Raw genomic sequence first — 26,323 nt, forward strand, 5'->3', positions numbered from 1 at the left:
TAGATGTCTTATTCCGTGATTTCGGCGAAGTGGGCGTGCGGGTCGCCCGAGAGCAGGATGTTCGGATTCTTCGTCGTTATGAGGTGATGTTAGGGTGTGGCCGTGTACCGGCCATGGCGCGGCCCGGCACCGGGCTATGCGGAACAGAACCGGCAGCTGACCGAGGCCCGAGCGGACAATCCGTGGCTGGCAGCGGGCAACATCATCGTGCAGCAGCAGGCCCTGCGTGACTTCGCGACTGCGATGGCGAACTTCTTCCGCGGTTCGCATCGCAGGCCCACTTTCCGTAGGCGTGGGCGTGGTGAGGGGTTCCGGATTGTGGCGGTGAAACCGGGCGACGTTCGGCGGGTGAATCGCCGTTGGGCGCGGGTGCGTGTCCCGAAGGTGGGCTGGGTGCGGTTCCGCTGGTCCCGTGCTGTGCCGGGCGCGAGGTCGTATCGGGTGACGCGGGATCGTGCGGGTCGCTGGCATGTGGCGTTCGCCGTGGCCCCGGACCCAATCCCCGCGCCGGGCATGAGCGGGGTTGTCGGGGTGGACCGTGGGGTGGTGGTGTCGGCGGCGCTGTCGACCGGGGAGCTGCTGTCCTGTCCCGGTCTGCGACCCGGGGAACGGGCACGGCTGCTCCGGTTGCAGCGCCGACTGTCGAAAGCCAGGCGCGGGTCGCGGCGGCGCGGCCGCGTCAAGGTTCAGATCGCACGGTTGCGTGCCCGGGAGGTTGACCGGCGCAAGGACTGGGTCGAGAAGACCAGCACGGATCTCGCCCGCCGGTTCGACGTGATCCGCGTCGAGGACCTGAAGATCAGGGGGATGACCCGCTCGGCCCGGGGCACCGTCGAGGCGCCTGGGACAAACGTGCGGCAGAAAGCCGGGTTGAACCGGGGCATCCTCGCCCACGGCTGGGGTCTGCTCGTCCACCGGTTGGAGCAGAAGGCTCCCGGCCGGGTGGAGAAGATCCCAGCCGCGTACACGAGCCAGCGTTGCTCGGCCTGCGGGCAGGTGGCACCGGGGAACCGTGAGAGCCAAGCGGTCTTCCGGTGCGTTGCCTGCGGACACACGGCCAACGCCGACGTCAACGCGGCGATGAACATCGCGGTTGGGTACATCGCGGCCGGACGGGCCGTGACCGCGCGGGAGGCACGGCGTCGGCCGGGCCCGCGAACCGCGAACCTCAACACCGCGCACCCCTTCCAGCGGGTGTGTAGGAGTTGGAATCCCCCGCGGTTCACGCGGGGGAGGACGTCAAGAGCACGTTTCGCGGCAGGGCACGACTGGCGGAGCGAGCGTCGTCCTGCACGTGCCGCCCCCTTCGACCCGAACGTCCGCCGAGCCCGACCTTGCTCTCCGTCCGTGGATGCGAAGATAGCAGCTCGTTTCACCCGCATGTGCGGTCTTTTCGAAGTTCGGGGCCGGCTGGAGCGGAACGGCTCGGGTGACGCGGAACGGGCCGGGTGGCGCGGAACGGGCCGGATGCGCGCGGCGGATCGGTTCCGGCCGGGTGCCGCCGCGGATCGCCTCCGGTCGGGTCCGCGCCGGCGGCGGCCGGCTGTCCCCGCGGCCCGGAGGCCGCGGGGAGGTGTACCCGACGAGATGGGGGCACGCGGGCCGCCCTGGCTCGTCAGGCGGCGGCGACGGCCACCTCGGTCGACTTGACCAGGGCGGTCACGGCGGTGCCCGCGGCCAGGCCGAGCTCGGTCGCGGCGGCGAGGGTGATCGCCGCGGTGAGCTCGCCGCCCTGCTCGAGGGTGACATGTGCCACGGCCATGGCGCCGCCGGTCTCGATGCTCGAGACGGTGCCGCGCAGCTGGTTGCGGATGCTCAGGCCGTCCACGTTGCCGGTGGCCAGCGAGATCTCGGTGGACTTGATCAGGACGTCGACCCCCGAGCCCTCCTTGAGGCCGAGGTCGTCGACGGCGTCGAGTGTCACCGCCGCGGTCAGGCTCTGCCCGCCGGGCAGCGTGATCAGTACCGTGCTCATCACCGCCCCCCGGGTGATCTCGCTTACGGTTCCGGTCAGCTGGTTGCGGATGCTCAGGCTCACTGGCCACCTCGTCGTGTCGAAAGCATGACTGGCCGGGCGCCGAGCGGCACCCGAGAGCCCTTCTTACCCATTCACTCGCCGGAACGCACTCGTCGTGACCGTGGGTCACCTGCCTGCGGCAGATTCGCGAATGTGAGCGGTGAGGTACTGGTACGTGCTACCGGCGGTGTGGATACAGGTGGGTGTACCCGCAGCCGCCTTTGCTGATTGGCGCGCCTTGCTCACCCCGTGAACACGGTTACCCGGGTCGGGTGACTCCGCGGTTGCGGAACGGGATCTTTCTCGTTCAAAGCGATACCGGCCGGCCGCGGGCCGGGATTCGGGTGCCGCGCCCGGTGTCCCGTGCGACGTCGGCCGCCACCAGCCGTGGTCGGCGCCCGACTCCGCGAGTCATCGCGGCCCGCGGCCGGTGTGGGTCACGGCGACATCCCGTGGGCGGCGGTGGGTGCCACCCCCGGCCGGCCCGGCCGGGCCGCGGGCCCGTCCACCGCGGTGATCCGGTTGCCAGGACCGTCGCTCCGCCGCCAGATCGTTTCCCGTGCGGGTACGTCGGGAATGTGCATATGCTGCCCCTACCCGGGGGCTGTGCGCCTTCGGGCGACCCGCTGATCGCCGGCGCCCGGCGCACGATCCGCACGATGTGGAGGGCCGGATCCCGTTGCTCGTCCCTCGTCCCGGCCGTGCGCTGGTCCGCGGCCCACGCGATCGGCGGAACCCGGCCACCTGCGTTCGCGGAGTCCCGGGGCGAGGTGACACCGGTGCGGTCCGTCGAAGACGTCCGATGCCGAGCTGAGCGCCGTGGCCTCCGCCGGCCGACATCCGGATGATTTTCAGTGACCTGTCCGTGGCCGGTCACCATGCTAGGAGTGTTCTGATGGCACAGATTCCCTTTGCTCCCGACGTGTTCACCTGGCCCGCGGAGAAACCACAGTTGATCGGCGCCCGCTGCCGCAGCTGCGCGGCGGTCACGTTCCCCGCGCAGGATTCCTGCCCGCGCTGCGGCAAGCTCGAGATGGAGCAGCGCCTGCTGCCGCGCGAGGGCACCCTGTGGACGTGGACCACCCAGGAGTTCCTGCCCAAGGAGCCCTACGCCAGCGGTGAGACGCCCGAGACCTTCAAGCCGTTCGCGGTGGGCCTCGTGCAGCTCGGGGACGACGTGCGCGTCGAGGGCCGCCTGACTGTCAGCAAGCCCGACGAGATCAGGTTCGGGATGGGGCTCGAGCTGGTGATCTACCCGTTCCGCACCGACGAGGACGGTACCCAGGTGCTGTCGTACGCGTTCGCGCCGTCCGAGGGAGGAAACTGACATGGAGGATGTCGCGATCATCGGGGTGGGCATCCACCCCTTCGGGCGCTTCGGCAACAAGTCGGCGATCCAGATGGGCGCCGAGGCCGTCCGCTCCGCGCTCACCGACGCCGGCCTGGAGTGGAAGCAGGTCCAGTTCGCCTTCGGCGGGAGCTGTGAGGTGGACAACCCCGACGCGGTCGTGGGCCTGCTCGGCCTCACCGGCATCCCGTTCATGGACGTCTACAACGGCTGCGCGACGGCCGCGACCGCGCTGGAGCTGACCGCCGACGCGATCCGGTACGGCAAGTACGACATCGGCCTCGCGGTCGGCATGGACAAGCACGCCTTCGGCGCCTTCACGGCCGATCCCGTCCACTACAGCGCCCCGCCGTGGTACGGCGACATCGGTCACTTCCTGACGACGAAGTTCTTCGGGATGAAGATCAACCGCTACATGCACGACCACGGGATCTCGCACCGCACGCTGGCCCGGGTGGCGGCGAAGAACTACCGCAACGGCGTGCTGAACCCCAACGCCTTCCGTCGCAAGGCGCTGACGGAGGACGAGATCCTCACCTCCCAGATGCTCAACTACCCGCTGACGAAGTACATGTTCTGCAGCCCGGACGAGGGCGCCGCGGCGATCATCCTGTGCCGCGCCGACATCGCCCGCCAGTACACGTCCAACCCCATCTACCTGCGGGCGAGCACGCTGCGGACCAGGACGTACGGCGCGCACGAGGTGCACAGCTCCTGGGCCGCGGTGGAGCACGCCGAGGCCCCCACCGTGTTCGCGTCGCGGGCGGCCTACGAGACCGCGGGCATCGGCCCGGAGGACGTCGACGTCATCCAGATCCAGGACACCGACTCCGGTGCCGAGATCATGCACATGGCGGAGAACGGCTTCTGCGCGGACGGCGACCAGGAGAAGCTGCTCGCGGAGGGCGCCACCGAGATCGGCGGCCGGCTGCCGGTCAACACCGACGGCGGGCTGATCGCCAACGGCGAGCCCGTCGGCGCCTCGGGTCTGCGCCAGATTCACGAGCTGGTCCTGCAGCTGCGCGGGCAGGCCGGCGACCGGCAGGTCCCCGGCAACCCGCGGGTCGGCTACGCCCAGCTCTACGGCGCGCCCGGCACGGCCGGCGTGTCGATCGTGACCACCTGACCGCGCCCGTCTGACCGGCGCCCGCGGACGCCCGTCCGGCCCCGTGCCTCCCTGACCGGGGGCGCGGGGCCGTCCTCGTCCCGCCCCCGCGGGACCGCGGTCGGGTGGTTGCCGGCCGCCGGGATGCGCCTGGTCAGGCCGGGCGTCGCAGGCGCAGGGCGTTCTCGGCCCGGAAGCCCACCTGCCCGTTCGGTCGCGACATCGGCGCCTCGTACATCTCCCGCAGCTCCACCGCCCAGCCGCCGGTGGCCGCGCCCAACTCGGCGAGGACGTCGTCGGGAGTGGCGAGCCTGGTGTGGGGCTTCTTCCTCGGCTCCCAGGACGGGGCGCCGGCGTGCCCGACCACCAGCAGCGTCCCGCCGGGGGCCACCCGGCCGGCGCTGGCGCGGAGCACCTCCGTGCGCGGCATGCCGACCGGCGAGTGCAGGAACAGGGCGAGGACGAGGTCGAAGGTCCCGTCGGGGACGCCGTCGGCCAGGTCCTCGCACCGCCAGGTGATGCGCTCGTCGACGCCGGCGGTCGCCGCGGCGCCGGCGGCCCGGGCCAGCGCGGTGGGGGAGACGTCGACCGCGGTGACCCGCCAGCCCCGGGCGGCGAGCCAGACGGCGTCGCCGCCCTCGCCGCACCCCAGGTCCAGCGCCGTTCCGGGCGCCAGCGCGCCGACCTCCCGGACGAGCAGCTCGTTGGGGTCCCCGGTCCACATCCGGTCGGTGTGCCGGTAGCGGTTCTCCCAGAACCGGCCGCATTCGCCCGGAGAAGGTGTCGTGCCTGCTGTGTCGGCTGTGCCGTCAACAATGTTGACGGCGTTGGGTCAGCGTTCACGATCATGATCTGGTGATTCCGAACCGGGGCGGGCTCAGCGTCCGCTCAGGAGACGCATGAGGTTCTGAGCCGCGCCTCAGGTGTCGCGGATCCCGCCCAGGCTCGGTCCGCCGTCGACGGCGAGGGTCTGCCCGGTGATGTAGGACGCCGCGTCGCTGGCGAAGAAGAGGACCGCGTTCGCGACCTCCGCGGGCGTCCCCGGCCGGCCCAGAGGGGTGGCGGTGTTGAACTCGGACGTGTCGATGCCGGCGACGCGCCACGCCTCGACTGCGCGCTCCGAGGCGACCGGCCCGACAGCGAGGCAGTTGGCACGCACCCCGTAACGTCCCCACTCGGCCGCGGTGACCGTCGTGAACATCTGCAGCGCGGCCTTGGCCGAGGCGTAGTGCGCTCCGCCGCGCACTCCGTGCAGGCCGGCGTCCGAGGAGATGTTGACGATCGCGCCCGAGCGCTGCGCGACCAGGTGACGGCCGGCCTCCCGGGTGCAGAAGTAGGCCGCCCGCACGTTGAGGTCGAAGCTGGCGTCCCAGGCCCTGGTCGGCAGCGAGGAGAGCGGGCCCATGCGGGTGCCGCCGGCGTTGTTGACCAGCACGTCGATCCGGCCGAGCTCCTCGACGGTGCGCCGCACCAGCCGGATCACCTGCTCCTCGTCCTTGACGTCCGTCGGCACGGCCAGGCAGCGGCGGCCGGTGGCGGCCCGGATGTCCGCCGCGGTCCGCTCCAGCTCGTCGACGGTGCGCGCGGCGACGGCCACGTCGGCGCCGTGGGCGGCGAGCAGCCGCGCGGTGGCCGCCCCGATGCCCGTCCCGCCGCCGGTGACGATGGCCACCCGGCCGGTCAGGTCCAGCAGGCCGGTCATCGGCGTGCTCATGCGTTCCCGCTCGGGGGCGGCTCCGCGGGGTCGCGCAGCTGGAGCGCGTTGACGAACAGCCGGGTGATCTGCTCGACGCCGACGTCGAAGCCGCACTCGGGCTGGCCCTGCACCAGCCACTGCTCGGCGAAACGCCACGTCATGGCGCCCAAAGCGGCGGCGGCGACGGCCGGGTCGAGGACGGGGTCGGCGAGCCGGTGGCGCTGGAGCTGCTCGATGGAGTGGGTGACGTCGTCCGAGTGACGGCCGAACAGCTGGGTCCAGAGGGTGTAGACCTGCTCGTCGTGCCGGGAGACCTGCTCGATCACACTCATGATCCGCGCCTCGGCACGGTACGCCTCGAAGTGGACCCGGATCGCTTCGGTCAGCCGCTCGTGCGGCGACATGCTCGAGTTGCGGGCGAGGATGATCGCCATCCCGGCGCTGAGGGCGGCGTCGATGACCGCCGCGACCTCCCGGAAGATCTGGTCCTTCGAGTCGAAGTAGTGGTAGAAGGACCCGTGCGACACGCTGGCGCGCTCGGCGATGTCCGCCACCCGCGTGTCGTGGTAGCCCTTCTCTTCGAAGACCGCCTTGGCGGCCTCGACAAGGCGCGCCCTGGTCTCGGCTCCGCGGCGCGAGCGGGGGCCGCCACCACCGTCGGGACGGCTGTTGGTGGCGGCACCGGCGCCGGCTCCGCCACGGGCACCGGCTCCAGGACCGGCGCCAGCGCCGGTCCTGGTCACGCGCGAGTCCCGGGTGGGCGGCGCGAGGTCATCGCCAGAACCCGGCGGTCGTCTCGTAGGCGCGGCGGGCGAACTCGGGGACGGGCAGCTCACGCAGCTCGGCGTTGAGTACCTCGACGCTGACCAGGCCCGACCAGCCCCGGTCGAGCAGGGTGGCGGCGAACCGTCCGAGGTCGAAGATCCCCTCGCCGGGCATGGCGCGGCGGTGCATCGTCTCCTTGATCCCGTTCGGGGAGATCGGCGGGAGCGCGTCGTCGAACTGGACGTAGGCGATGCGGTCCAGGGGCACCTGCTCGAGCTGCTCCCAGGTGCTCTCCCCGTTGAAGAAATGCCACGTGTCGATCAGCACGCCCGCGCGGTCGGGGCCGGCGGCCTCCACGATGTCCACGGCGGTGGCGATCGACTTCGTGCCGCCCAGCGGGCTGAACTCCACCGCCATCCCGGCACCGGCGGCGGCGAACAGCGCGGCGCACCGGGCGATCAACGGGCCGCTCCGCTCGTCGAGCCCCACCCGGAAGCCGGTCAGGACCCACCGGGCGTTCACCGCGGCCGCGGCCTTCGCGACCCGGCGAGCCTGGTCGATCGTGGCCTGCTCGTCGTCGGTCACGATCAGGGCCAGGATCTCGTGGCAGCGCAGGCCCGCCGCGGCGAGGACGGCCGCTCCGGCCGCGTCGGCGTTGGCCTCGGCGAGCCCGACCGACCCGAACCCGGCGCCCGCGGCCGCCGCCACGAGGCCGGCTGTGTCGACGTCCCAGCGCGAGTCGGGCGTCAGCGCCAGCTCGACTCTCGGTTCCGATGTCATCGCCCGTCCCGCCTTGGTGCGCCGACGGCGCGACCGGGGGGCGGCGCCGCAGTGTGTCCGCCGGATGACGGCTCTTCCGAGCCGACGTTCAAAGTCGACGTCAGTGTAAACATGTGACGCGGGCAACCCGCAAGACCCCCTGCTCCCGTGCTCGCCTGGCCCGTCCGCCGGAGCCCCTCGTTGGAGGTGGGGCGAGTGTCGTCCGGCCTGACCTGACATTGGAGAGGAAGCGCTCACTTTGAATGATGGGTGGAAGTTCGTGTGCCGAGCCGCGGGCCCTGTCGGGGCCGTGCGCGACGCCGGGCGGTGCGCTACGGGCGACGTCGACCACTATCGGCGGCTAACGGTCGACCGTCGCACGCGAAATTGCTATAAGGGTTAGTCCGGGGCACGGCGGTCGCGTATACGCGCGTTGACAGTCGCGCGGGCCGGTCCGTACAGTACAGTTCGTCGCGGGACGGATAATCCGGAAAATCGTCGGTGGAATAGTGCGGGCGAAAATCGGGCAGACAGATCAGGCGGAGATGTGACGCGAATTCAGCAGCGCGGGCTTTATTTCGAGGAGCTGCAGACCGGCGCGATCTACGTGCACAGCCCGGGCCGTACCCTCGGCGAGGCGGACAACACTTTGTTCTCCACCCTCACGATGAACCCGCAGAGCCTGCATCTCGACGCCGCCGCGAGCGCGTCGACGGAATTCGGTGAGCGGCTCGTGAACAGCATGATGACCCTGTCGGTCATGGTCGGGCTGAGTGTCCCGCAGCTGACGCAGGGCACGACGGTGGCGAACCTCGGCTTCGGCGCCATCAGCTTCCCGGCGCCCGTTCTCGCCGGCGACACCATCTACGCCGAGACCGAGGTCCTGTCGAAGCGGGATTCCCGCTCGCGGCCGGCGAACGGCATCGTCGTCTTCGTGCACCGGGCCCGCAACCAGCGCGGTGTGCTCGTCGCGCAGGCCGAGCGGACCGCGCTGATGCTGCGCCTGCCGGCCGGCGAGGGCTCCGGCGAGGAGCCTGCCGGCACGGACGCCGGCTGAGGTATCCGGTGGTCGAGGGTTCTGCCAGGAGTTTCAAGGTGGGAGACAGCGTGACCGACTGGGCACTGGGATCGTCGCTTCTGTTCTGCCCGGCGGACCGGCCGGACCGGTACGAGAAGGCCCTGGCGGCCGCGGACACCGTGATCCTCGACCTCGAGGACGCGGTCGCCCCCGCGCGGCGCCCTGAGGCCCGTGTGGCGCTCGTCGAGCACCCCGTGGACCCGGCCCGCGTGATCGTCCGGGTGAACCCGCGGTCGACCGCCGACTACGACGAGGACATCCGCTGCCTCGCCCGCACCGGGTACCGCACGATCATGCTGGCGAAGACCGAGGACGTCCGCGAGGTCGAGGAAGCGGACCGCTACCAGGTGGTCGCGCTGTGCGAGACGGCGCGTGGGGTTCTCGCCAGCGCCGAGGTGGTGCGCGCGCGGAACCTGGCGGGCGTGATGTGGGGCGCGGAGGATCTGATGGCGTCGCTCGGCGGCAGCTCGAGCCGGCTGCCCGACGGGCGGTACCGCGATGTCGCGCGGCACGCCAAGTCCACCGTCCTGCTGCACGCCGCCGCCTCCGGCGTGCCGGCGATCGACACGGTCTTCCTGGACGTCGCCGACGTCGCCGGCCTTGCCGCGGAGGCCGACGAGGCCGTCGCGTCCGGCTTCGTGGCCAAGGCGTGCATCCATCCCTCGCAGGCGGCCGTCGTCCGCCGGGCGTTCCAGCCGTCCGCCGAGAACGTCACCTGGGCCCGGCGGGTCGTGGCCGGCAGCGAGGACAGCGCCGTGTTCCTGCTCGACGGCCAGATGATCGACGCGCCGCTCGTCGCGCAGGCCCGCCAGATCCTGCGCCGGGCGGACGCCTAGCCGTGCTGACCGGGCTCCGGGGGGAGCGGGCCTGGTTGTGCCCCCCGGAACCCGGGGCTGTCAGCGGTTGGCGGGGAAGACCAGGTCGACGGCGGTGGGGGTCGACTCGGGCCACCGTGAGGTGACGACCTTCGGCCGGGTGTAGAAGCGGATCCCCTCTGGGCCGTAGATCGGGGCGTCGCCGAAGATGGACGCCTTCCAGCCGCCGAACGAGTGCCAGGCGACCGGCACCGGGATCGGCACGTTGATCCCGATCATGCCGACGTCGACCTGCCGGGTGAAGCGGCGGGCGGCGCCGCCGTCCTGGGTGAACAGGGCCACGCCGTTGCCGTACTGGTTGCTGTTGATCAGCTCGATGGCCTCGTCGTAGCTGTCCACCCGCACGACGCTCAGGACCGGGCCGAAGATCTCGTCGTCGTAGACGCGCATGCCCGGCTTGACGCCGTCCAGCAGCGAGCAGCCGACGAAGTACCCCTCGTCGCGGCCGGCGGAGCCGTCGACGACGACGCGGGCACCCTCGTCGGTCGCGCCCTGGACGTAGGACCGGACCCGGTCGCGGTGCTCCGCGGTGATCAGCGGGCCCATCTGGGACGACTCGTCCGAGGCCGGGCCGACCACCACGTCGGGGATGCGCGCGGCGATCGCGTCGACCAGCGGGTCGGCGACCGCGCCGACCGCGACCACGACCGAGATCGCCATGCAGCGCTCACCGGCGGACCCGTAGCCGGCCGAGATGGCGGCGTTGGCGGCCGACTCGATGTCGGCGTCCGGCAGCACGACCATGTGGTTCTTCGCGCCGCCGAGTGCCTGCACCCGCTTGCCGGCGGCGGTGCCCGTCTCGTAGATGGAGCGGGCCACCGGGGTGCTGCCGACGAACGACACGGCGTCCACGCCGGGGTGGGTGAGCAGGGCGCGCACCGCCTCGGCGTCGCCCTGCAGGACGTTGAACACGCCGTCCGGGAAACCGGCCCGGGTGACGAGGTCGGCCAGGATCAGCGAGGCCGACGGGTCCTTCTCCGAGGGCTTCAGGATGAAGGTGTTGCCGGTGGCCACCGCGTTGGCCAGCATCCACAGCGGCACCATGACGGGGAAGTTGAACGGGGTGATGCCCGCTACCACGCCGACCGGATGTAGCTCGGTGTGGACGTCGACGCCCCGGGAGACCTCCGAGCTGTGCGAGCCCTTCAGCAGGTGGGGGATGCCGCAGGCGAACTCGACGCACTCGATGCCGCGGGCGACCTCGCCGAGCGCGTCGGAGTGCACCTTGCCGTGCTCGGCGGCGACGGCCGCGGCGAGCTCGTCACGGCTGGCGTCGAGCAGCTCGCGTAGCCGGAACAGCAGCGTCGAGCGGTTGCTGAGCGAGGACGCGCCCCAGCTCACGGCGGCGTCCCGGGCGACGCGCACCACGTCGTCGACCTCCGCGGTGGAGGCGAGGGTGACCTGCCCGGTCTGCACTGCGCGGGCCGGGTCGAAGACGCGGCCGACGCGGCCGGAGGCCGAGGGGGCGGACTTGCCGTTGATCCAGTGCCCGATCGTCTTCACGCGTTCCTACTCCTGACTCGCATCCTGTACGGATGCCCGATTGTGTCTGGACATGAAGCACCGGGGCGACCGGGGCAGGACCCCCGGCTGCCCCGGCTGACTGGTTCAGAGGCGGTACAGCCTGCGGGCGTTCTCTCCCAGGATCTTCGCCCGGGCCTGCGGAGACAACGTGGCCAGCTTCGGCTCGACGGTGCCCAGCGGGTCAGGGTAGAGGCAGGTTGGGTGGGGGAAGTCCGTCTCGAAGAGGATGTTGTCCTCGCCGACCGCGTCGATCAGTGCCGGGAGCTTGTTCCTGTTCTTCTCGAACCAGAACGTGGCGTAGATGTTGCTCCGGAAGTACTCGGACGGCGGCTTGCGCATCCGGCCGAGCTCCTCGGGCGCATTCTCGGACATCTCGTAGTCCAACGCCTCGAGGATGAACGGGATCCAGCCGACACCGCTCTCCACCGACACCGTCTTCAGGTCGGGGTGCCGGTCGAAGATCCCGGAGAGGATCAGATTCGTCACCACCCGTGCGTTCCCGATGAACAGCAGTGTGCCGCCGATGGCGAGCTTGGTGTTGTTGTCGTGTGACGGCCACGGGTACTTACCGTAGAACGTCATCGTGGTCACGCTGGCCCCGATGTGGAAGTGGACCGGCAGCTGCAGCTCTGTGCACACCTCCCAGAACGGGTCCCAGGCCGGGTTGGCGAGGTCGGGGGCGCCCAGGTCCTGCGGGTCCGAGGTCATGTTGACCCCGCGTGCGCCGAGGGCGTGGACCCGGCGGGCCTCTGCGACGCACAGGTCGACGTCCCAGGCCGGCATGAGCGGCAGGGGTAACAACCGGTTCCCCGAGTCGCTCTGGATCTCGGCCATGGCGTCGTTGTAGATCTCGACCGAGAGCCGGGTCAGCGCGGGGTCACTGGCCGCGCCCAGGTCCTGGCCGCCGAGGCCGATCGTGCTCGGAAAGATGATCTGCGCGTCGATGCCGCACTCGTCGAGCACGCCCAGGCGGACGGCCGGGTCGTAGGCGCCGACGTGGACCTGGTCGATCGTCCAGTGGTGCAGCGCGGTGTCCGCGCTCTCCTTGCGGCCGTCGCGGCCGATGACACCGGCTGCGCTGAAACGCCCGACAGGCTTACCGTCAAAGACCCACATCGGGGTGCCGTCGACATCCTCCACGCGGGGCACCCGGTCACGGTATGCAGCCGGTGCGCGCCTGGTGAACAGATCCGGGGGCTCTGACCAGTGCGAGTCCGCATCGACGATGAACAGGCCGCTCTCTTTTAAAGGTATCGACATAGATGTCGATGTTAATATGTGATCCATGACACGAGCAACAGTTAACGGACTGTCGGTCGCCTACGAGCTGATCGGTGAGACGGGCCAGCCCTGGGCGATCACGCCGGGTGGGCGTTACAGCAAGGACACGCCGGGTGTGCGCGAGCTGGCCCAGGAGATCGCGCTGACCGGCCGGCGGGTCCTGATCTGGGACCGGCCGAACACCGGCGAGTCCGACGTCAGCTTCGACGGGGCGTCCGAGTCGGAGATGCAGGCGGACACGCTCGCCGCGCTGATCAGGCATCTTGGCCTCGGGCCCACGGTCATCGCGGGCGGCTCGGGTGGCTCCAGGGTGTCGCTGCTCACGGCCGCACGTCATCGGGACGTCACCTCCGGCCTGGCCATCTGGTGGCTCAGCGGTGGCATCTACGGTCTGATGAGCATTGGTGTGCACTACGGCAGCGGCTCGTTCACCGCCGCCTGGAACGACGGAATGGAAGCGGTCGCGGCGCTCCCGGAATGGAGCGAGCCCATCAGCCGCAACCCGGGGAACCGCCAGCGTATTCTCGACCAGGACCGCAAGGAGTTCCTGGCCACCATGGAACGCTGGATGTCGGTCTACTGCCCGCGGGAAGGCGAGCTCGTGCCCGGCCTTCCCGATGACGACGCACGCAAGCTCGATATCCCGGCGCTTGTCCTGCGCAGCGGCGTCAGTGATATTCACCACCGGCGGGAGACCTCCGAACAGATTGCGCAGCTGCTGCCCAGGGCGGAGCTCAAGGAGCCGCCGTGGAGCGACACTGAATGGAACGACCGGCACACCCCGGAGGCGGCGAAGGAAGGTCTTTTCTTCAACTGGCCGAAACTCGCCCCCGTACTGCTGGAGTGGGCTGACGAGAATCTGACCTGATCGAGGTTCGCGGTACGCGGCGGCGCTCCGCCGGGAGCGCCGCCGGCTCCCCGCCGCGGGCCGTGGGCTCCGGGCGGTTTGACGCGCGTCACGGGTGTGGTGAAGGTTGACATATCGCCATACCCGTCGCGGGTCGGACCAGAGGAGTAGTTGCCGAATGAGTGATCTGGAGCCGGGATCCGCCGCGCCCGCCATCGAGCTCCGCGAGGCCATGCGTACCGCGCGCTCGCTGCGCCGCTTCCGGCCCGACCCGGTCTCCGACGAGGTGCTCGCCCGCTGCCTGGAGGCGGCGACCTGGGCGCCGTCGGGGTCCAACGCCCAGTCCTGGCGGTTCGTCGTGCTGCGCTCCCCGGAGGTCCGCGCCGTGCTCGGCCCGGCGTTCCGCGAGGGGTGGGACTGGGTCCGCACCATCTACGGCCAGGCCGACGAGCGGCCGGCGCCCGACGACGACTCGCGCGAGGCCCGGCTGACCCGCACGATGCTGCACCTCGTCGACAACTTCGAGAGCGTGCCCGCCTACGTGCTGTTCTGCTACCGGCTGACGGGCTTCGTGCCCGAGTTCATCGAGGGCGGCTCGATCTACCCGGCGATGCAGAACTTCCTGCTCGCCGCGCGTGCCGAGGGCCTGGGCACCGTCCCGAGCACGTGGTTCACCTTCGCTGAGGAGAAACTGCGTGCCGTCGTCGGTATCCCGGACGAATGGCGGATCGCCTCGCTGGTGTCCGTCGGCTGGCCGGTGGGCAAGCACGGACCGGTCCGCCGCCGTCCGCTGCACAAGGTCGCCGCCCTCGACACCTGGGACAATCCCCTGCTCAACGGGTGACGCCCGAGGTGTGTCCTCGCTGACGGCTCATCTCGCCCGACGTACATGCCACCGCCTGGGGCCTCCGGCAAGCGAGGCCCCAGGCGCAGACCAAGGTCTGATGCGGCGTTGCCGGAGCCGATCCCGGGAGACCCGGGGTCGGCTCCGGGTCAGGCGGTGGTGCCCCCAGAGGTCTTCTTCGTCTCCCCGGCTGCGCTGCCATCCGCGTCGTCGCTCACGGTCGTCTCGACGGTGGGCGGGTCACCAGCCTCCGTGGCCTGCTCCGTGGTCGCTGTAGCCGTGGGAGGCTCGGTGCTCGCGGGCGCCGCGGTGCCACTCGGCGTCGTCGCGGTCTCGACCGTGGCCGGGTCGTCGGTGGCCGGGGTTGGCACGGCGGCGGTCTCGGCCGCCACTGACTCGTCGGTGGTCGGCTTCGTCGAGGCCTCGGTCGTGGTCTGCTCACCGGCGGCCGATTCGACCGTCGGCGGGTCGCCCGCCGCCTGGTCGTCCGCGGCCGCCGCCTCGTCGCCCGTGGTGGCAGGGGCCGTGGTGGCGGGTGCCGCGGCGGCCTTGGCGGGCGCGGGCTCGGCGGTCCCCGACGTGGCGGGCGCGGGCTCGGCCCCCGCCACCACGGGCTCGGCGACCTTGGACTCGACAGCCGTGGGCTCTGCCGCTGTCGCAGTCGCAGTCGCCGGTTCGCCGGGCGTGAGCTTGGCGGCCGCGGGCTCGCTGGCCGCGGGCTTGCCTGCGACCGGTTCGGCGGCCACAGGTTCGGCGGCCACCGACTTGGTGGCCGCGGGCTCGGTGACCGGGGGCTCTTCGGCGACCGGGGGCTTGGTGGCCTCGGGTGTGGTGGCTGTGAGCTCGCTCGCCGAGGGCTCGGTGGCGTCGGGCGTGGTCTCGGTCAGGGGGGCGGTGACCGGCGTGGCCACCTCCGTGGCCGCTGCCGCGGCCGCCGATTCGGCCAGCGGTGAGGTCAGCGGGAAGTGGCAGGCGACGTACTGGCCCGGGCGGACCTCGCGGATCTCCGGCTCCTCGGCGGCGCAGCGCTCCTCGGCCAACGGGCACCGGGTGCGGAAACGGCATCCCGTCGGCGGGGACAGCGGGGAGGGCAGGTCGCCCTCCAACGCGGGACCGGTGAAGCCGCGCTCCGGGTCGGTCAGCGGGACGGAGTCCAGCAGCGCCCGGGTGTAGGGGTGGGCGGGCTGGTCGTACACCAGGTCGGAGTCGCCGAACTCGCACACCTTGCCGAGGTACATGACCAGGACGTCGTCGCTGACCGCCCGCACGACCCCGAGGTCGTGCGCGATGAACACGACGGTCAGGTCGAACTCGGCCTTCAGCTCCTCGATCAGGTTGAGGATCTGCGCCTGCACGGAGACGTCCAGCGCGGAGACCGGCTCGTCGCAGATCAGCAGCCGCGGGTGCAGCGCGAGCGCGCGGCCGATCGCCACCCGCTGTGCCTGGCCGCCGGAGAGCTGGCGGGGCAGCATGTCGGCGAAGCGGTCGCCGTCCAGCCCGACCTGTCCGAGGACGGACGCCGACACGGTGGCCCGTTCGGACGCCGGGGCACGGGCAACCGCCAGACCCTCGACGACGATGTCCTTGACGCTGCGGCGGGGGTTCAGCGACGCCACCGGGTCCTGGAAGATCATCTGGATGGAGCGGCGGAGCTCGCGCATCCGGCGTTCGCCGACTCCCTCGATGCGCTCGCCGGCGAACGTGATCTGGCCGGAGGTCAGCCTGTCCAGCCGGAGCACGGCGCGCCCGGTCGTGGACTTCCCACAGCCGGACTCGCCGACGATCCCGAGCGTCTCGCCGGGCAGGACGTCGAAGCTGACCTTGGAGACGGCCTGGACCACCCCGCCCTTGGTCGGGTATTCGACCACCAGGTCGCGCACGCTGAGCAGCGCGTCCTCGCCGCGCAGATGGGCGGTTCCGCTACCGGCCAACGAGCTCACCTCCGGGGACGACCGCGGCGCCGTCCTGCACCGGGCTGATGCAGGCGACATCGTGATCCGAGCCGACGGAGACCATCTGCGGCCCGGGGTCGGCGCACTTGGGGTCGACGTGCCCGCAGCGCGCGGCGAACCGGCATCCGGGGGGCGGGTCGATGGGGTTGGGCAGCGAGCCCTGGATGAGCCGCATCGGTGCGTGCCGCTCGTGGTCGATGGTCGGGGTCGCCTCGAGCAGCGCGTGGGTGTAGCGGTGCCGGGGGGCCTCGAAGACCTGCCGGGTGGCCCCGGCCTCGGCCAGGCGCCCCGCGTACATCACCGCGACCCGGTCGGTGCGGCCGGCGACGACCGCCAGGTCGTGGCTGATCAGGATCATGGACATTCCGTGGTTGCGCTGGACCCGGCGTAACAGGTCGAGGATCTGGCGCTGGACGGTCACGTCCAGCGCTGTGGTCGGCTCGTCGGCGATGAGCAGCGTCGGCTCGCAGGCGAGCGCGGTAGCGATCATGACTCGCTGCCGCATACCGCCGGAGAGCTCGTGCGGGTAGTTGCGCAGGCGCCGCTCGGGGTCGGGCACCCCGACCTCCCGCAGAAGGTCGAGGGCCCGACCGCGAGCTTCGGAGCGGCCGACGCCGAGGTGCTTGCGCATTCCCTCGGTGAGCTGCCGTTCCACCCGAACCACCGGGTTGAGCGAGCGCCCTGGGTCCTGGAACACCATGGCGATCTGCTTGCCCCAGATCTCGGCGCGCTGCTTGCGGGGGAGGGTGAGCAGGTCCCGGCCCTGGAACACCACCTGGCCGGAGCACCCGGACCGTGCCGGCATCAGGCCCATGATCGCGCGGGCCATCACCGACTTGCCGGACCCGGACTCCCCGACCACGCCCATGGCCTGGGCGGAGTCGAGGTCGAGGGAGACGTCGTCGACGGCGCGCACGACTCCACGCGGGGTGCCGATGTAGGCGCGCAGATTGCGCACCTGCAGGACAGGATCAGTACTCATGGGCGCAGGGACCTCTCATCCATCCTCCGGATCTACGACTACTTCTTGATCCAGAGTTCCTCGACCAGCAGCGAGCCGCTGCCGTACTGGACGATCCCGCCGACCTTGGCGGTGCCGATCGCCGCGTTCGTCGACCGCTGGTAGAACACGACCGGGCTGAGCGCGACCAGCCGCTCCTGCACCGTCTCGTAGGCGGCCTTGCGGTCCGCCTCCGTCGTCGCGGTGCGACCCGCGAGCAGCGCGTCCGAGAGCTCCTTGTCCTTGACACCGGACAGGTTCGCCACGGAGTCCTGGCTGAACGCCTGCCACAGCCGCGGCTCCGGGTCCTGGAACGACGCCGACGAGACGAGCAGGTCGAAGTCGAAGGTCGTGCGCAGCGCCGCGACCTGGCCGAGGTCGACGATCTTGACGGAGACCGTGATGTTCTTGAAGGCGCTCAGCTGGGCCTGGATGTTCTCCGCGATCGCCCGGTTCTCCGAGGACGGGAAGCTGGAGAAGGTGAACTTCACCGGCTTGCCGTCGGCGGCGAGCTCGTCGAGGAGCTTCTGGGCGAGAGCCTTGTCCGTCTTGTGTAGCGGCGTGTCCGAGAAGAGAGGTGAGCTCTTGTCGAACAGCGTGTCGGGCAGGGGAGCGGTGCCGTTGTAGGCGGCGAGGTTGAGCGCCTCGAGGTCGATCGCCGCCGACACCGCCTGGCGGGCACGGATGTCGTCGAACGGCGCCCGGCGCGAGTTGAACGCCATGAAGTTGCCGCCGTTGAGGGTGGTCACGACCGCGTTGAGATCGGACGTCTCAGCCTTGTCGATGTTGACCGTGTTCGTGTCGATCGCGACGTCGGCGCCACCGCTGATCACCGTGTTGAGGCGCTGGGTGGCGTCGGTCGCCGAGCGCATGGTGAGGCGGTCCAGGTAGGGCTTGGGCGCGTCCCAGTACTTGGGGTTCTTGACGAACTTGATGTCCGCCTGGCGGGTCCAGCTCGCCAGGGTGAACGGCCCGGCGCCGATCGGGTTCTTGTCGAAGGAGTCCCGTCCGGCCTTCAGAGCGTCGGGCGAGGCGATCCAGTTCAGTGACGAGTTCAGGACGGCCTGGGCGTACGCCGGCACGGGGTTGACCATCGTGACCTTCAGTGTCACGTCGTCGACCACCTCGGTCGACTCGATCATCCGCGCGTCCACGACGTAGGAGGAGCCCACGGTCGGGTCCTTGATGCGGTCCCAGTTGAACTTGACGGCCTCCGCGTTGAGCGGCTTGCCGTCGGAGAACACCAGGCCGTGCTTCAGCTTGAGGGTGAAGGTCTTGCCGGTGTCGGTCGTGTCGAACGACTCGGCCATCGTGTACTTGACCTTGCCGGCCTGGTCGGTGATCATCAGCGTGCCGTACAGCGCGTTGCCGACCGGGGCGGTGATCGCGGCCTGGTTGCTGAGGGTCGCCGGGTCCAGGCTGCGCGGGTCGCCCAGCAGCAGGATCCGGCCCTCGCCGCCGGCGACCGGTTGGCCCGCGGCGCCGTTCGTCGACGAGGTGGCGTCGTCACCGCCTCCACCACCACAGGCCCCCAGGGCGAGTGCCGCGCCGCACACGACAGCGGTGGCGACTAACCGGGACTTACGGAACATCGTTGACCTTTCGTCAGCATCTAGAAACGGAGAGTGTGGAACGGGAAGCCGTGCAAACGGCGGGTGGGGGCAGCGCCGTTTGTTCACGGCCCAGGCGGTGCGCGCTGGGAAGAGCCAGTCGCGCACGCCAAGTGGGGTGCGTTCGGTCGCGCGTCCTGCTCAGGCGGGTCGTCAGTCGCGCATCGTGCGGTCGAAGCGGCTGCGCAGGTGGTCGCCCGCCTGGTTCAGCGCGAAGACGGTGAAGAAGATGACGATCGCCGGCACCAGCACCATGTGCGGGGAGTCGGCGATGGCCTCCTTGCCGTCGGAGATCATGCCGCCCCAGCTGGGCTGGGGCGGCGGGATGCCCATCCCCAGGAAGCTCAGCGACCCTTCGGCCACGATCAGCGCGGCCATCACGACCGGCAGGAACGCGCCCAGTGGTGGCAGCAGGTTCGGCAGGATCTCCTTCACCAGGATCCGCACGTGCCCCGCGCCCATGTTGCGGGCGGCGGTGACGAACTCGCGGGACGACCAGGCGAGGGTGTTCGCCAGCGCGAGCCGGACGAACGTCGGGATGATCAGCAGCGTCAGGCCGACCAGCAGCGTCCGCACGCTCGGCGTGAGGATGGACGACAGCGCCAGGAGCAGGATCAGTGGCGGGAACGCCAGCATCGCGTCGGTGATCAGCCGGATGATCCAGTCGACGGCCTTGCCGAGGTAGCCGGCGAGCATGCCCAGCAGGGTTCCGATGACGGCCCCGATGAGGCCCGCCACGGTTCCGACCAGGAGCGAGACGCGCGCACCGTACACGCATCGCGACAGGATCGACCGGCCCTGCTGGTCGGTGCCCAGCCACAGGTCGAACGAGCTGAAATCCGGTCCCTGGCGCGGCTTCCCGATGGGAATGGAGTACGACGCCAGCGGCAGCACGTCCGCCAGCGCGGCGAGCGCGATCACCGCGATCAGCCAGGCGTAGGCCAGGTACACCAGGATCGAGCGGGACTTTCGCACCGCCGGGACGATCGGCGTGTCCAGCGCCGGGGCCGGCGGTAAGTGGACCTCGCGGTCCACCACGTCGGGGGTGGTCATGCGTTGGCAGCCTTCCTGACGCGCGGGTCGAGCCAGCCGTAACTGAGATCCACGAGCATGTTGATGACCACGTAGACCACGGCGATGAACACGACGATGCCCTGGACGGTGATGATGTCGCGGGCAGTGATCGAGTAGACGACGAGCTGGCCCAGGCCCGGCAGCGAGAACAGGGATTCCACGATCACCGTTCCGCCGATCAGCCGGCCCAGGTTGATGCCCACGAGGGTGACCAGGGAGAACGACGACGGCCGCAGGGCGTGACGGGACATCACGTAGGACGGGCTCATGCCCTTGGCGCGGGCCGCCCCGATGAAGTCCTCACGCAGCGTGCCGACCAGGTCGGTGCGCAGCAGCCGGTGGAAGGACGCGATCTCGGTCAGGGAGATCGCGAGGACGGGCAGGATGGCGCTGCGGAGGTTGTCTCCGAGGCCCTCGCTGATGCGCGACCAGCCCGTCACCGGGAACCACCCGGCCTGCAGCGCGAAGAAGTAGATCATGACCGGGCCCGCGATGAAGGCGGGTACGGAGAGGAACACCGAGGACAGCGCGGTGATCGCCCGGTCGATCGGAGTGCCCGGCCAGCTCGCGGACACCACCGCCAGCAGCACGGCGACAAGCAGCGCGAAGACCAGAGCCATCGCGGCGAGCTGCAGGGTGACCGGCAGCCGCTCGACGATCGCGTCCAGGACGGGTTGGTTGGTCACCGGGGAGGTGCCCAGGTCGCCGGTGACGGCGTTGCCGAGCCAGTGCGTGTACTGCGACCACAGAGGCCGATCGAGTCCCAGCTTGGCGTTCAGAGCGGCGATGGCGTCCGGTGTCGCGTTCTCCCCCAGGATGACGGAGGCCGCTGACCCCGGAGCCAGGCTCAGTAGCGCCACGGCCCCCATGGTCACGAGTAAGACCACCAGCAGGCTACGGCCTACACGTCTCGCAACAGTGAGCAGCATGCAGCTCGCTTCCTTGATCCTTCGAAGGTCGCACGGACAACGACTGAACCGGTCTGCGTAACGTCACCGACGGCGAATACGCCGATATCTCTCGGACAGAGTTATAGCCGGTGATCACGCCGTTGCCAACATTTCGGGTGTCCCGGTGTCACCTCCGTCCGCACCGTCACTGACCAGCCCATCGTGGGCCAGAGTAGGGCTCGGTGGCACCTCCCGGCGATGTTGATCTTGTTGGTCCAACCGTGGTCGCGACATATCGGACACGTCGTTCCCGTGGGGGGAACCTATATATCGCTGTTATGAAAACGCCGTTCTTTGCAAGTTTTGGTACATCGGAGAATGCTTTTCTAAGCATTCTTTTGGTGTCTGGTCGGGTGGCGTTGACGGCTGCCCGTGCATGTTGCTGTGAGGAAGCTCTCGTGGTTCGGGTGGTGCGGGGGAACGGTGACCCAGGCCACTGCTCGTCGCCACTGAAACGGGGTGGGGAACTCGCTGGGCGGGGTGTCGAAACGAAGATCCCGTGATTTCCATCACGGCCGGATGCGGCCGGGTTGGGCGGGACTGGAGTGCGGGTCGCTCGCGCTGCAAGGAAGCCCGGTCCGTGGCGTCCTGGTGAGCGGTCAGGGGCGGCCCGTCGTGGCCGGGAGCGCATGGTCGGGACGTCCCGTGGTGCCGGATCGGCACGGTCGGCGCCGCCGGTCCGCCGCGCTGGCCGCTGGGCGGTGCCAAGCCGCCGGCACCCACCGGTACAGCGGTTTTGGACGCCCGGGCGGCCGGGCCGGCACGGTCCCATCCTGCCCCCGCCGACCGGCGCGGGCGGCCGCGGCCCCCGGTGCCGCCCGCCCGCGGGGCCCGGACGGCGGCCTGGCGGGCGCGGTCGGGCGCCACCCGGCACGGCGTGGCCGGCGTCCGCGTGGTCGCCGGGAACAGGTCGCTGCCAGGCCGGGAACAGGGGGAATCAGGCAGATATGCGGCCTGGTTTGGTGCGGTCCACTAGTGCGGACCGGTCCTCGGGAAGTGCGAATCCCGCACTGATCGTGACATCGGTCGCGGCCCGGCGGCGCTTCTCATAAATCCGGGTGAAGGGCGGTGCTCGGCCGGTCGTGAAGCGGGCGGCAGCAGCGTCGAACCGGCTGACCGACAATTGGTTGAATGATTCTGTCCCGGGTTGCCGGGCGGCACCGTGACAGGGGTGTCAACTGGCGGCATGGGAATACCGCCGAACGTGATCCGTCCGGGTCGGATGCATGCCGGCGGTCAGCGCTCGGCTGTCTCCGGGCAGGGCGAGACCGGCCCCGGTCGCCCGGCACCGCGAGGCCCGCCCGCGACGCCGGGCCGCCCCGTGGTCCCGATCCGCTGGGGGACGGCCCGGTCCAGGTGGCCCGTGGGCGCGATCGCGGTGCCGGTGCCGGTGCCGAGTGTGGCTGCGTCGTCGTCTCCCGAGGGTGCGGCCCGGCCCCGCGAGCGCGGCGCGGAGGATCGGCGGCAGCGCCGTCGTGCTCGCGTCCGCGTCGCCGGGCTTGCGCCCGCGGGGATCCGGCCACCTCGCGTCAGTTCTCCGATGCGCGGAGTGGGTGAGTACTTCTTCACTTGTGGTCGAGAGTGGGAGTGTGGCGGATGGCGTTCGCGTCCGCGAACTCGGCGGACGAGATGCACGGGGCGGCGGCGCGGGGATCCCGGTTGCCGGGTGTGCCGCCGCCCACCGTGTTCCTGCTCCGTCCGGTCGAGGTGACGATCGGCCTGGCCGGCCTCAGCTGATGCTGGTGGGCCGGGGCTCGGACCACGACCGGTCGTTGTTCGGCCAGCAGAAGAAGGGATCCTTCTTCGTGCCGCCCACGACCTAGAACTTTCCTTTCCGCACCTGGACCATGGCGAAGCGCTCCTGCCTGTAGCCGTGGGTCGCCGGGTCGTCCTGCGTCGGGCTTTCGTGCTGGCGGCTCCAGTCGCTGGGATTGATCAGGCCGTCCGCGCTGTACTCGGTCATGGCGTTCTTCGCGGCGATGACCTTGGCGTGGTCAAAGGAAGGTCCGGCGGCGAGAATTCCCTGGTAGGCGAGGTCGGCGTCGAACGGGCGGAAGGTGACGCCGATGTAGTCCCCCTCGAACAGGTCGCCCGTCGCGGCGACGAACTTCCGGTCATAGGTGTTCGGATGGTAAAGCGGGATGTCGCCCATGCCCTGGCGCTCGAGCTCCTGTGCCAGCGTCTTCATGCCGTTGAGGTCGAGGCGGGTAATGATCATGTCGGTGCCGGCGCGCTTCATCGCGGAGACCTCGGGGTCGATCCCGTTCGGCAGGCCGAAGGCCAGGTCGTCGTTCTTGTACACGACCTCCTGGCTGGTCTTGTCGTGGTAGAGCTCGATCGTGTCGGTGATGGTCGACGTGCAGCGCTTCGAGCTCTCCGAGACCCCGTAGCCGAGGGCGCCGATCTTCTTCGCGCCGGCGAGCTCCGCCGCGTACGTGAAGGTCCGGTTCGTGCACTCCAGGCAGGTCACTCCGGCGTTGCCGAAGATCGAGTCCTGGCCGGCCATGGCCTGCGGCTGGATGGCCCACACGTACTGCGGGACGCCGGCCTTGACCAGGTCACCCCAGCCGGTGGGCAGCTGCGCGGCGCCGAAGTCGGCGAACGTGTCGTTCTTGGTGATGATCTGCAGCGCGCCCTGCTGGTTCTGCCCGAGCGCGTCGTCGATCTCGGTGGTGACGGTCAGCTTGCGGCCGCGCACCCCGCCCGTGCTGTTACGGAAGGCGAAGTAGGCCTTGATCCCCTGGGAGAAGCAGTCGAGCGTGCAGGAGCCGGTCGGGTTGTTGGTCTTCGTGCCGAGAACCAAGAAGCGGATCTCGTCCTGGGTGACCCCCGGCGCCCCGTTCACCGTCTGGTCGGGCGCGGCCGTCGTCTCCCCGCCGTCGGTGTCGTCGCTGGAACTGGAACAGGCGGTGAACGCCAGGCCCAGGGCCATCAGTAGACCCAGTAATCGTGTCGGCGGGTACCTGACTTCTTCATCGGGATGATTCATCCTCTGTTTCCAGGCGCGGAGGCTGCTTCCAGGTGTGGCGGCACGGCTCGGTGTCGGCTCGACGGCTGGTGACGGCGATGCGGAACGGGCGGTCCGAGACCGCGAAGGCGGGCAATCCTGATGCCTGGTTCGACGGCATTCAGGATGATCTGACCGGGGAGCATAGCGTCATTCGTGCGAGAAGTCTTGCCTGGAAGTGGTGTGCCGCCGTCCCGGACTCCGGGCGCCAAGGCCCCCGGATCATGCCGGGTGACCCGGTTCGTCGGCCGGTGTCGGGGTGTGGCGACGTGAGCGTCCTGCGGGCGCGGGCCGGTCCCCGGAAGGCATTGGGGAGTGAGTACTCACCATTTCTGGTCCGGCCGCGTCCCGCAGGGAGCCCGCCGCGCGGGACGGCGTCCCGCCCGGGAACTGGCAGACTGGCCACGCAGGGCAGGTGAGCCCCCAGGCCGAGGCAGGTGCCGCGATGCGCAACGACCGCACGTTCCACGGTCGTGGCTAGACCCGCGCGCGATCCGGCGGCGTCACCCACGGCCGGGCCGCCGGCGTCCACCGGGGCCGAGCGAGCGGTGCCACCAGCGGCCGAGCCGGCGGTGCGACCCGAGGGCGAGCAGTCGGAGCCGGGCCGCCGTTCCTACGACAGCCCCGTGCGCCGTCAGCAGGCCGAGCGGACCCGGGAACGCATCGTCGCGGCCGGAGCCGAGATGGTCCACGGGTTCCCGAGCTGGGACTGGCGTGAGTTGACCGTGCGGGCCGTCGCCCGGCGTGCCCAGGTCAACGAGAGCACGATCTACCGCTACTTCGGCAGCGAGCGGGGGCTGCGTGACGCGGTGATGCGCCACCTCGAGCAGGAGGCCGGCGTGGACGTGGACACCCTCCGCCTGGACGCCTTCGGCGACGTCATCGGCCGGGTCTACTCCTATCTCTCGTCGTTCCCCACGAGCGGCGGGCCGAGCGGCGACCCGACGTTCGCGGCGCTCGACCGGCGCCGCCGCGACGCGCTCGTCGCCGCCGTGGCCGCCGCCGCGGACGACTGGTCGCCGGCCGAGTGCGCGCTCGTCGCCGCCGCTCTCGACGTCTTCTGGAGCGTGCCGTCGTTCGAGCGCCTGATCACCGTGTGGGAGCTGGACGCCAGCCAGGCGAGCCGCGTCGCCGGCTGGGTGATCGAGCTGATCCGCGGCGCCGTCCGGGACGGCCACGGACCGCGCTGACCCGCGTCCGCCCGCCGGCAACGCAGCGCCCGCCCGGCAACGCAGCGCCCGCCCGGCCAGCGGAGCGCGGACCGGGCGGACGCGGGCTGGTCCGGGCCGGGTCAGCCCTTCACACAGAGGACGGCGCGCAGCTCGGCGGCGACGTCCACGAGATCGCTCTGGTGGGCGATGACGGCGTCGATGTCCTTGTAGGCAGCGGGGATCTCGTCGAGGACTCCGGGGTCCTTGCGGCACTCGACGCCGGTGGTCTGGGCGACGAGGTCGTCGGTGGTGAACTCCTTGCGGGCACGGGTACGGCTCATCCGCCGCCCGGCGCCGTGCGCGGCCGAGTGGAACGACTCGGCGCTACCGAGGCCGCGGACGATGTACGAGCGGGTGCCCATGGAGCCGGGGATGATCCCGTACTCGCCGGCCCGGGCCGAGATCGCGCCCTTGCGGGTGACCAGGACGTCCGCTCCGTAGTGGTGCTCCTCGGCGACGTAGTTGTGGTGGCAGTTGACCGCGGCGAAGGCGGTGTCGGCGGCGTGCGGCCCGTGCGTGGGCGGGGTCGGCACGCGCAGCGTGGGCAGGTGGTCGCGCAGCGCGTCGACGTAGAGAGCGAGCATGGTGTCGCGGTTGCGGCGCGCGTAGGTCTGCGCCCAGGTGAGGTCGGCTCGGTAGGCGGCCATCTCGGGGGTGCCGGCGAGGAAGACGGAGAGGTCCCGGTCGCGCAGGCCGGTGTTGTGCGGGAGCTTCTTCGCGGCCGCGATGTGCAGCTCGGCGAGGGTCTTGCCGATGTTGCGCGAGCCCGAGTGCAGCATGAGCCAGACGGCGTCCTCGGTGTCCAGGCAGAGCTCGACGAAGTGGTTGCCCGAGCCCAGGCTGCCCATCTGCGCCATCACCCGGTCGATGCTGCCGCTGCGCCCGGTGACCTTGGGGTGTAGGTCGCCGAAGGTCCCCCACAGGTCGGCGTAGCCGCGGACCCGGCGGGAGATCTCGGTGTGCCCGCGATGGCCGACGGGGATGGCCGCCTCGACCGCGGCCCGCACCGGCCCGAGGTCGTCGGGCAGGTCGGCGGCGGTCAGGTTGGTCCGCAGCGCGGCCATCCCGCATCCGATGTCGACGCCGACGGCAGCCGGGGAGACGGCGTCGCGCAGCGCGATCACCGAACCCACCGTAGCGCCCTTGCCGAGGTGGACGTCGGGCATGACGGCGACGTGGTGGTGGACGTAGGGGAGTTCCGCGATGGTGCGGAGCTGGTCGAGCGCGGCGCTTTCGACCTCCTGGGGAGGTGTCCACATCCAGATCGGCGCGGTCGCTCCCGCCAGCTCGTGGACGGGGGTCACGGGGCATCACTCCTTGGTCACGGCGCGGGACCGGTGCCCCGCGTGCCGCCGAGATCAACGATGGCCGGTTTCCGTG

At 70.7% G+C, this 26,323-nt stretch carries 22 protein-coding genes and 1 pseudogene; 9 read left to right on the forward strand and 14 right to left on the reverse strand.

Going from position 1 to position 26,323, the window contains the following annotated elements; all coding sequences use genetic code 11:
- Positions 1–96: 96 nt before the first annotated feature.
- Positions 97–1,202, forward strand: a pseudogene (locus FRANEAN1_RS39175) (transposase).
- Between the two features lie 413 nt (positions 1,203–1,615).
- Here FRANEAN1_RS39175 and FRANEAN1_RS18955 read toward each other — a convergent pair.
- Entirely contained in the window at positions 1,616–2,038 is a 423-nt protein-coding gene (locus tag FRANEAN1_RS18955; RefSeq protein ID WP_020461430.1) for a TOBE domain-containing protein, read from the reverse strand.
- 874 nt (positions 2,039–2,912) lie between these two features.
- Here FRANEAN1_RS18955 and FRANEAN1_RS18960 point away from each other — a divergent pair.
- Positions 2,913–3,344, forward strand: coding sequence for an OB-fold domain-containing protein (locus tag FRANEAN1_RS18960; protein WP_020461431.1), 432 nt, complete (start codon positions 2,913–2,915; stop codon positions 3,342–3,344).
- A gap of 1 nt (position 3,345) precedes the next feature.
- Entirely contained in the window at positions 3,346–4,491 is a 1,146-nt protein-coding gene (locus tag FRANEAN1_RS18965; protein WP_020461432.1) for a thiolase family protein, read from the forward strand.
- 133 nt (positions 4,492–4,624) lie between these two features.
- On the opposite strand, the gene FRANEAN1_RS18970 is transcribed toward FRANEAN1_RS18965, so the two are convergent.
- The 4 genes from FRANEAN1_RS18970 to FRANEAN1_RS18985 all read right to left on the reverse strand — a co-directional run bounded on the left by FRANEAN1_RS18970 (position 4,625) and on the right by FRANEAN1_RS18985 (position 7,711).
- On the reverse strand, positions 4,625–5,287 hold the full coding sequence (locus tag FRANEAN1_RS18970) for a class I SAM-dependent methyltransferase (RefSeq protein ID WP_041254364.1): 663 nt from the start codon (positions 5,285–5,287) through the stop codon (positions 4,625–4,627).
- Between the two features lie 102 nt (positions 5,288–5,389).
- Entirely contained in the window at positions 5,390–6,184 is a 795-nt protein-coding gene (locus tag FRANEAN1_RS18975) for a glucose 1-dehydrogenase (RefSeq protein WP_020461434.1), read from the reverse strand.
- On the reverse strand, positions 6,181–6,909 hold the full coding sequence (locus FRANEAN1_RS18980) for a TetR/AcrR family transcriptional regulator (RefSeq protein WP_020461435.1): 729 nt from the start codon (positions 6,907–6,909) through the stop codon (positions 6,181–6,183). The genes FRANEAN1_RS18975 and FRANEAN1_RS18980 overlap by 4 nt, the downstream gene beginning before the upstream one ends.
- 28 nt (positions 6,910–6,937) lie before the next feature.
- Positions 6,938–7,711 (reverse strand): sugar phosphate isomerase/epimerase, encoded by a 774-nt coding sequence (locus tag FRANEAN1_RS18985; RefSeq protein ID WP_020461436.1) that lies wholly within the window; start codon positions 7,709–7,711, stop codon positions 6,938–6,940.
- Positions 7,712–8,237: 526 nt separating this feature from the next.
- Between FRANEAN1_RS18985 and FRANEAN1_RS18990 the strand changes: the two genes are divergently transcribed.
- Positions 8,238–8,747 carry a MaoC family dehydratase gene (locus FRANEAN1_RS18990; protein ID WP_020461437.1) on the forward strand — a complete coding sequence of 170 codons (510 nt, stop codon included), beginning with the start codon at positions 8,238–8,240 and terminating at the stop codon, positions 8,745–8,747.
- A 50-nt stretch (positions 8,748–8,797) separates the two neighbouring features.
- Entirely contained in the window at positions 8,798–9,604 is an 807-nt protein-coding gene (locus tag FRANEAN1_RS18995; protein ID WP_085950166.1) for a CoA ester lyase, read from the forward strand.
- Between the two features lie 60 nt (positions 9,605–9,664).
- Here FRANEAN1_RS18995 and FRANEAN1_RS19000 read toward each other — a convergent pair whose 3' ends face one another.
- Together FRANEAN1_RS19000 and FRANEAN1_RS19005 are read right to left on the reverse strand one after the other, a co-directional pair.
- Positions 9,665–11,146 (reverse strand): CoA-acylating methylmalonate-semialdehyde dehydrogenase, encoded by a 1,482-nt coding sequence (locus tag FRANEAN1_RS19000; RefSeq protein WP_020461439.1) that lies wholly within the window; start codon positions 11,144–11,146, stop codon positions 9,665–9,667.
- Positions 11,147–11,251: 105 nt separating this feature from the next.
- On the reverse strand, positions 11,252–12,427 hold the full coding sequence (locus FRANEAN1_RS19005; RefSeq protein WP_020461440.1) for an amidohydrolase family protein: 1,176 nt from the start codon (positions 12,425–12,427) through the stop codon (positions 11,252–11,254).
- 25 nt (positions 12,428–12,452) lie between these two features.
- Here FRANEAN1_RS19005 and FRANEAN1_RS19010 point away from each other — a divergent pair, with 25 nt between their 5' ends.
- Both FRANEAN1_RS19010 and FRANEAN1_RS19015 read left to right on the forward strand, forming a co-directional pair.
- Positions 12,453–13,316, forward strand: a complete 864-nt coding sequence (locus FRANEAN1_RS19010) for an alpha/beta hydrolase (RefSeq protein ID WP_020461441.1) — start codon at positions 12,453–12,455, stop codon at positions 13,314–13,316.
- A gap of 157 nt (positions 13,317–13,473) precedes the next feature.
- Positions 13,474–14,139: a nitroreductase family protein gene (locus FRANEAN1_RS19015; RefSeq protein WP_020461442.1), complete on the forward strand. Its 666-nt coding sequence runs from the start codon at positions 13,474–13,476 to the stop codon at positions 14,137–14,139.
- Positions 14,140–14,288: 149 nt separating this feature from the next.
- Here the strand turns inward: FRANEAN1_RS19015 and FRANEAN1_RS19020 are convergent, their stop codons facing one another.
- The 5 genes from FRANEAN1_RS19020 to FRANEAN1_RS19040 form a co-directional block, all read right to left on the reverse strand.
- Positions 14,289–16,070: an oligopeptide/dipeptide ABC transporter ATP-binding protein gene (locus FRANEAN1_RS19020; protein ID WP_020461443.1), complete on the reverse strand. Its 1,782-nt coding sequence runs from the start codon at positions 16,068–16,070 to the stop codon at positions 14,289–14,291.
- Positions 16,060–17,073 carry an ABC transporter ATP-binding protein gene (locus FRANEAN1_RS19025; RefSeq protein WP_020461444.1) on the reverse strand — a complete coding sequence of 338 codons (1,014 nt, stop codon included), beginning with the start codon at positions 17,071–17,073 and terminating at the stop codon, positions 16,060–16,062. Before FRANEAN1_RS19025 ends, FRANEAN1_RS19020 begins: the two co-directional genes overlap by 11 nt.
- 38 nt (positions 17,074–17,111) lie before the next feature.
- Positions 17,112–18,683: an ABC transporter substrate-binding protein gene (locus FRANEAN1_RS19030; protein ID WP_020461445.1), complete on the reverse strand. Its 1,572-nt coding sequence runs from the start codon at positions 18,681–18,683 to the stop codon at positions 17,112–17,114.
- A gap of 171 nt (positions 18,684–18,854) precedes the next feature.
- Positions 18,855–19,754: an ABC transporter permease gene (locus FRANEAN1_RS19035; RefSeq protein ID WP_020461446.1), complete on the reverse strand. Its 900-nt coding sequence runs from the start codon at positions 19,752–19,754 to the stop codon at positions 18,855–18,857.
- The gene (locus FRANEAN1_RS19040; protein ID WP_020461447.1) at positions 19,751–20,704 is read right to left on the reverse strand and encodes an ABC transporter permease; all 954 of its coding nucleotides are present in this window, start codon (positions 20,702–20,704) and stop codon (positions 19,751–19,753) included. The genes FRANEAN1_RS19035 and FRANEAN1_RS19040 overlap by 4 nt, the downstream gene beginning before the upstream one ends.
- A gap of 1,617 nt (positions 20,705–22,321) precedes the next feature.
- Between FRANEAN1_RS19040 and FRANEAN1_RS41250 the strand changes: the two genes are divergently transcribed.
- Positions 22,322–22,462, forward strand: a complete 141-nt coding sequence (locus FRANEAN1_RS41250; protein WP_157472706.1) for a hypothetical protein — start codon at positions 22,322–22,324, stop codon at positions 22,460–22,462.
- An 82-nt stretch (positions 22,463–22,544) separates the two neighbouring features.
- Here the strand turns inward: FRANEAN1_RS41250 and FRANEAN1_RS19045 are convergent, their stop codons facing one another.
- Positions 22,545–23,657, reverse strand: a complete 1,113-nt coding sequence (locus FRANEAN1_RS19045; protein ID WP_020461448.1) for an ABC transporter substrate-binding protein — start codon at positions 23,655–23,657, stop codon at positions 22,545–22,547.
- Positions 23,658–24,205: 548 nt separating this feature from the next.
- Here FRANEAN1_RS19045 and FRANEAN1_RS19050 point away from each other — a divergent pair.
- Positions 24,206–24,922, forward strand: a complete 717-nt coding sequence (locus FRANEAN1_RS19050; protein ID WP_347176673.1) for a TetR/AcrR family transcriptional regulator — start codon at positions 24,206–24,208, stop codon at positions 24,920–24,922.
- A gap of 101 nt (positions 24,923–25,023) precedes the next feature.
- Here FRANEAN1_RS19050 and FRANEAN1_RS19055 read toward each other — a convergent pair whose 3' ends face one another.
- Positions 25,024–26,247, reverse strand: coding sequence for an RtcB family protein (locus FRANEAN1_RS19055; protein WP_020461451.1), 1,224 nt, complete (start codon positions 26,245–26,247; stop codon positions 25,024–25,026).
- Between the last annotated feature and the right edge of the window lie 76 nt (positions 26,248–26,323).

The organism is Parafrankia sp. EAN1pec (assembly GCF_000018005.1).
Taxonomy (GTDB): domain Bacteria; phylum Actinomycetota; class Actinomycetes; order Frankiales; family Frankiaceae; genus Parafrankia; species Parafrankia soli.

Excerpts from the sequence above, each read along its gene's own strand:
- FRANEAN1_RS19040 (WP_020461447.1), bottom strand. The coding sequence starts at position 20,704 with ATGCTGCTCACTGTTGCGAGACGTGTAGGCCGTAGCCTGCTGGTGGTC.
- FRANEAN1_RS19015 (WP_020461442.1), top strand. The coding sequence starts at position 13,474 with ATGAGTGATCTGGAGCCGGGATCCGCCGCGCCCGCCATCGAGCTCCGC.
- FRANEAN1_RS18985 (WP_020461436.1), bottom strand. The coding sequence starts at position 7,711 with ATGACATCGGAACCGAGAGTCGAGCTGGCGCTGACGCCCGACTCGCGC.
- FRANEAN1_RS18975 (WP_020461434.1), bottom strand. The coding sequence starts at position 6,184 with ATGAGCACGCCGATGACCGGCCTGCTGGACCTGACCGGCCGGGTGGCC.
- FRANEAN1_RS18965 (WP_020461432.1), top strand. The coding sequence starts at position 3,346 with ATGGAGGATGTCGCGATCATCGGGGTGGGCATCCACCCCTTCGGGCGC.
- FRANEAN1_RS41250 (WP_157472706.1), top strand. The coding sequence starts at position 22,322 with ATGGCGTTCGCGTCCGCGAACTCGGCGGACGAGATGCACGGGGCGGCG.
- FRANEAN1_RS19035 (WP_020461446.1), bottom strand. The coding sequence starts at position 19,754 with ATGACCACCCCCGACGTGGTGGACCGCGAGGTCCACTTACCGCCGGCC.
- FRANEAN1_RS18960 (WP_020461431.1), top strand. The coding sequence starts at position 2,913 with ATGGCACAGATTCCCTTTGCTCCCGACGTGTTCACCTGGCCCGCGGAG.
- FRANEAN1_RS19005 (WP_020461440.1), bottom strand. The coding sequence starts at position 12,427 with ATGTCGATACCTTTAAAAGAGAGCGGCCTGTTCATCGTCGATGCGGAC.
- FRANEAN1_RS19010 (WP_020461441.1), top strand. The coding sequence starts at position 12,453 with ATGACACGAGCAACAGTTAACGGACTGTCGGTCGCCTACGAGCTGATC.
- FRANEAN1_RS19030 (WP_020461445.1), bottom strand. The coding sequence starts at position 18,683 with ATGTTCCGTAAGTCCCGGTTAGTCGCCACCGCTGTCGTGTGCGGCGCG.
- FRANEAN1_RS19025 (WP_020461444.1), bottom strand. The coding sequence starts at position 17,073 with ATGAGTACTGATCCTGTCCTGCAGGTGCGCAATCTGCGCGCCTACATC.
- FRANEAN1_RS19045 (WP_020461448.1), bottom strand. The coding sequence starts at position 23,657 with ATGGCCCTGGGCCTGGCGTTCACCGCCTGTTCCAGTTCCAGCGACGAC.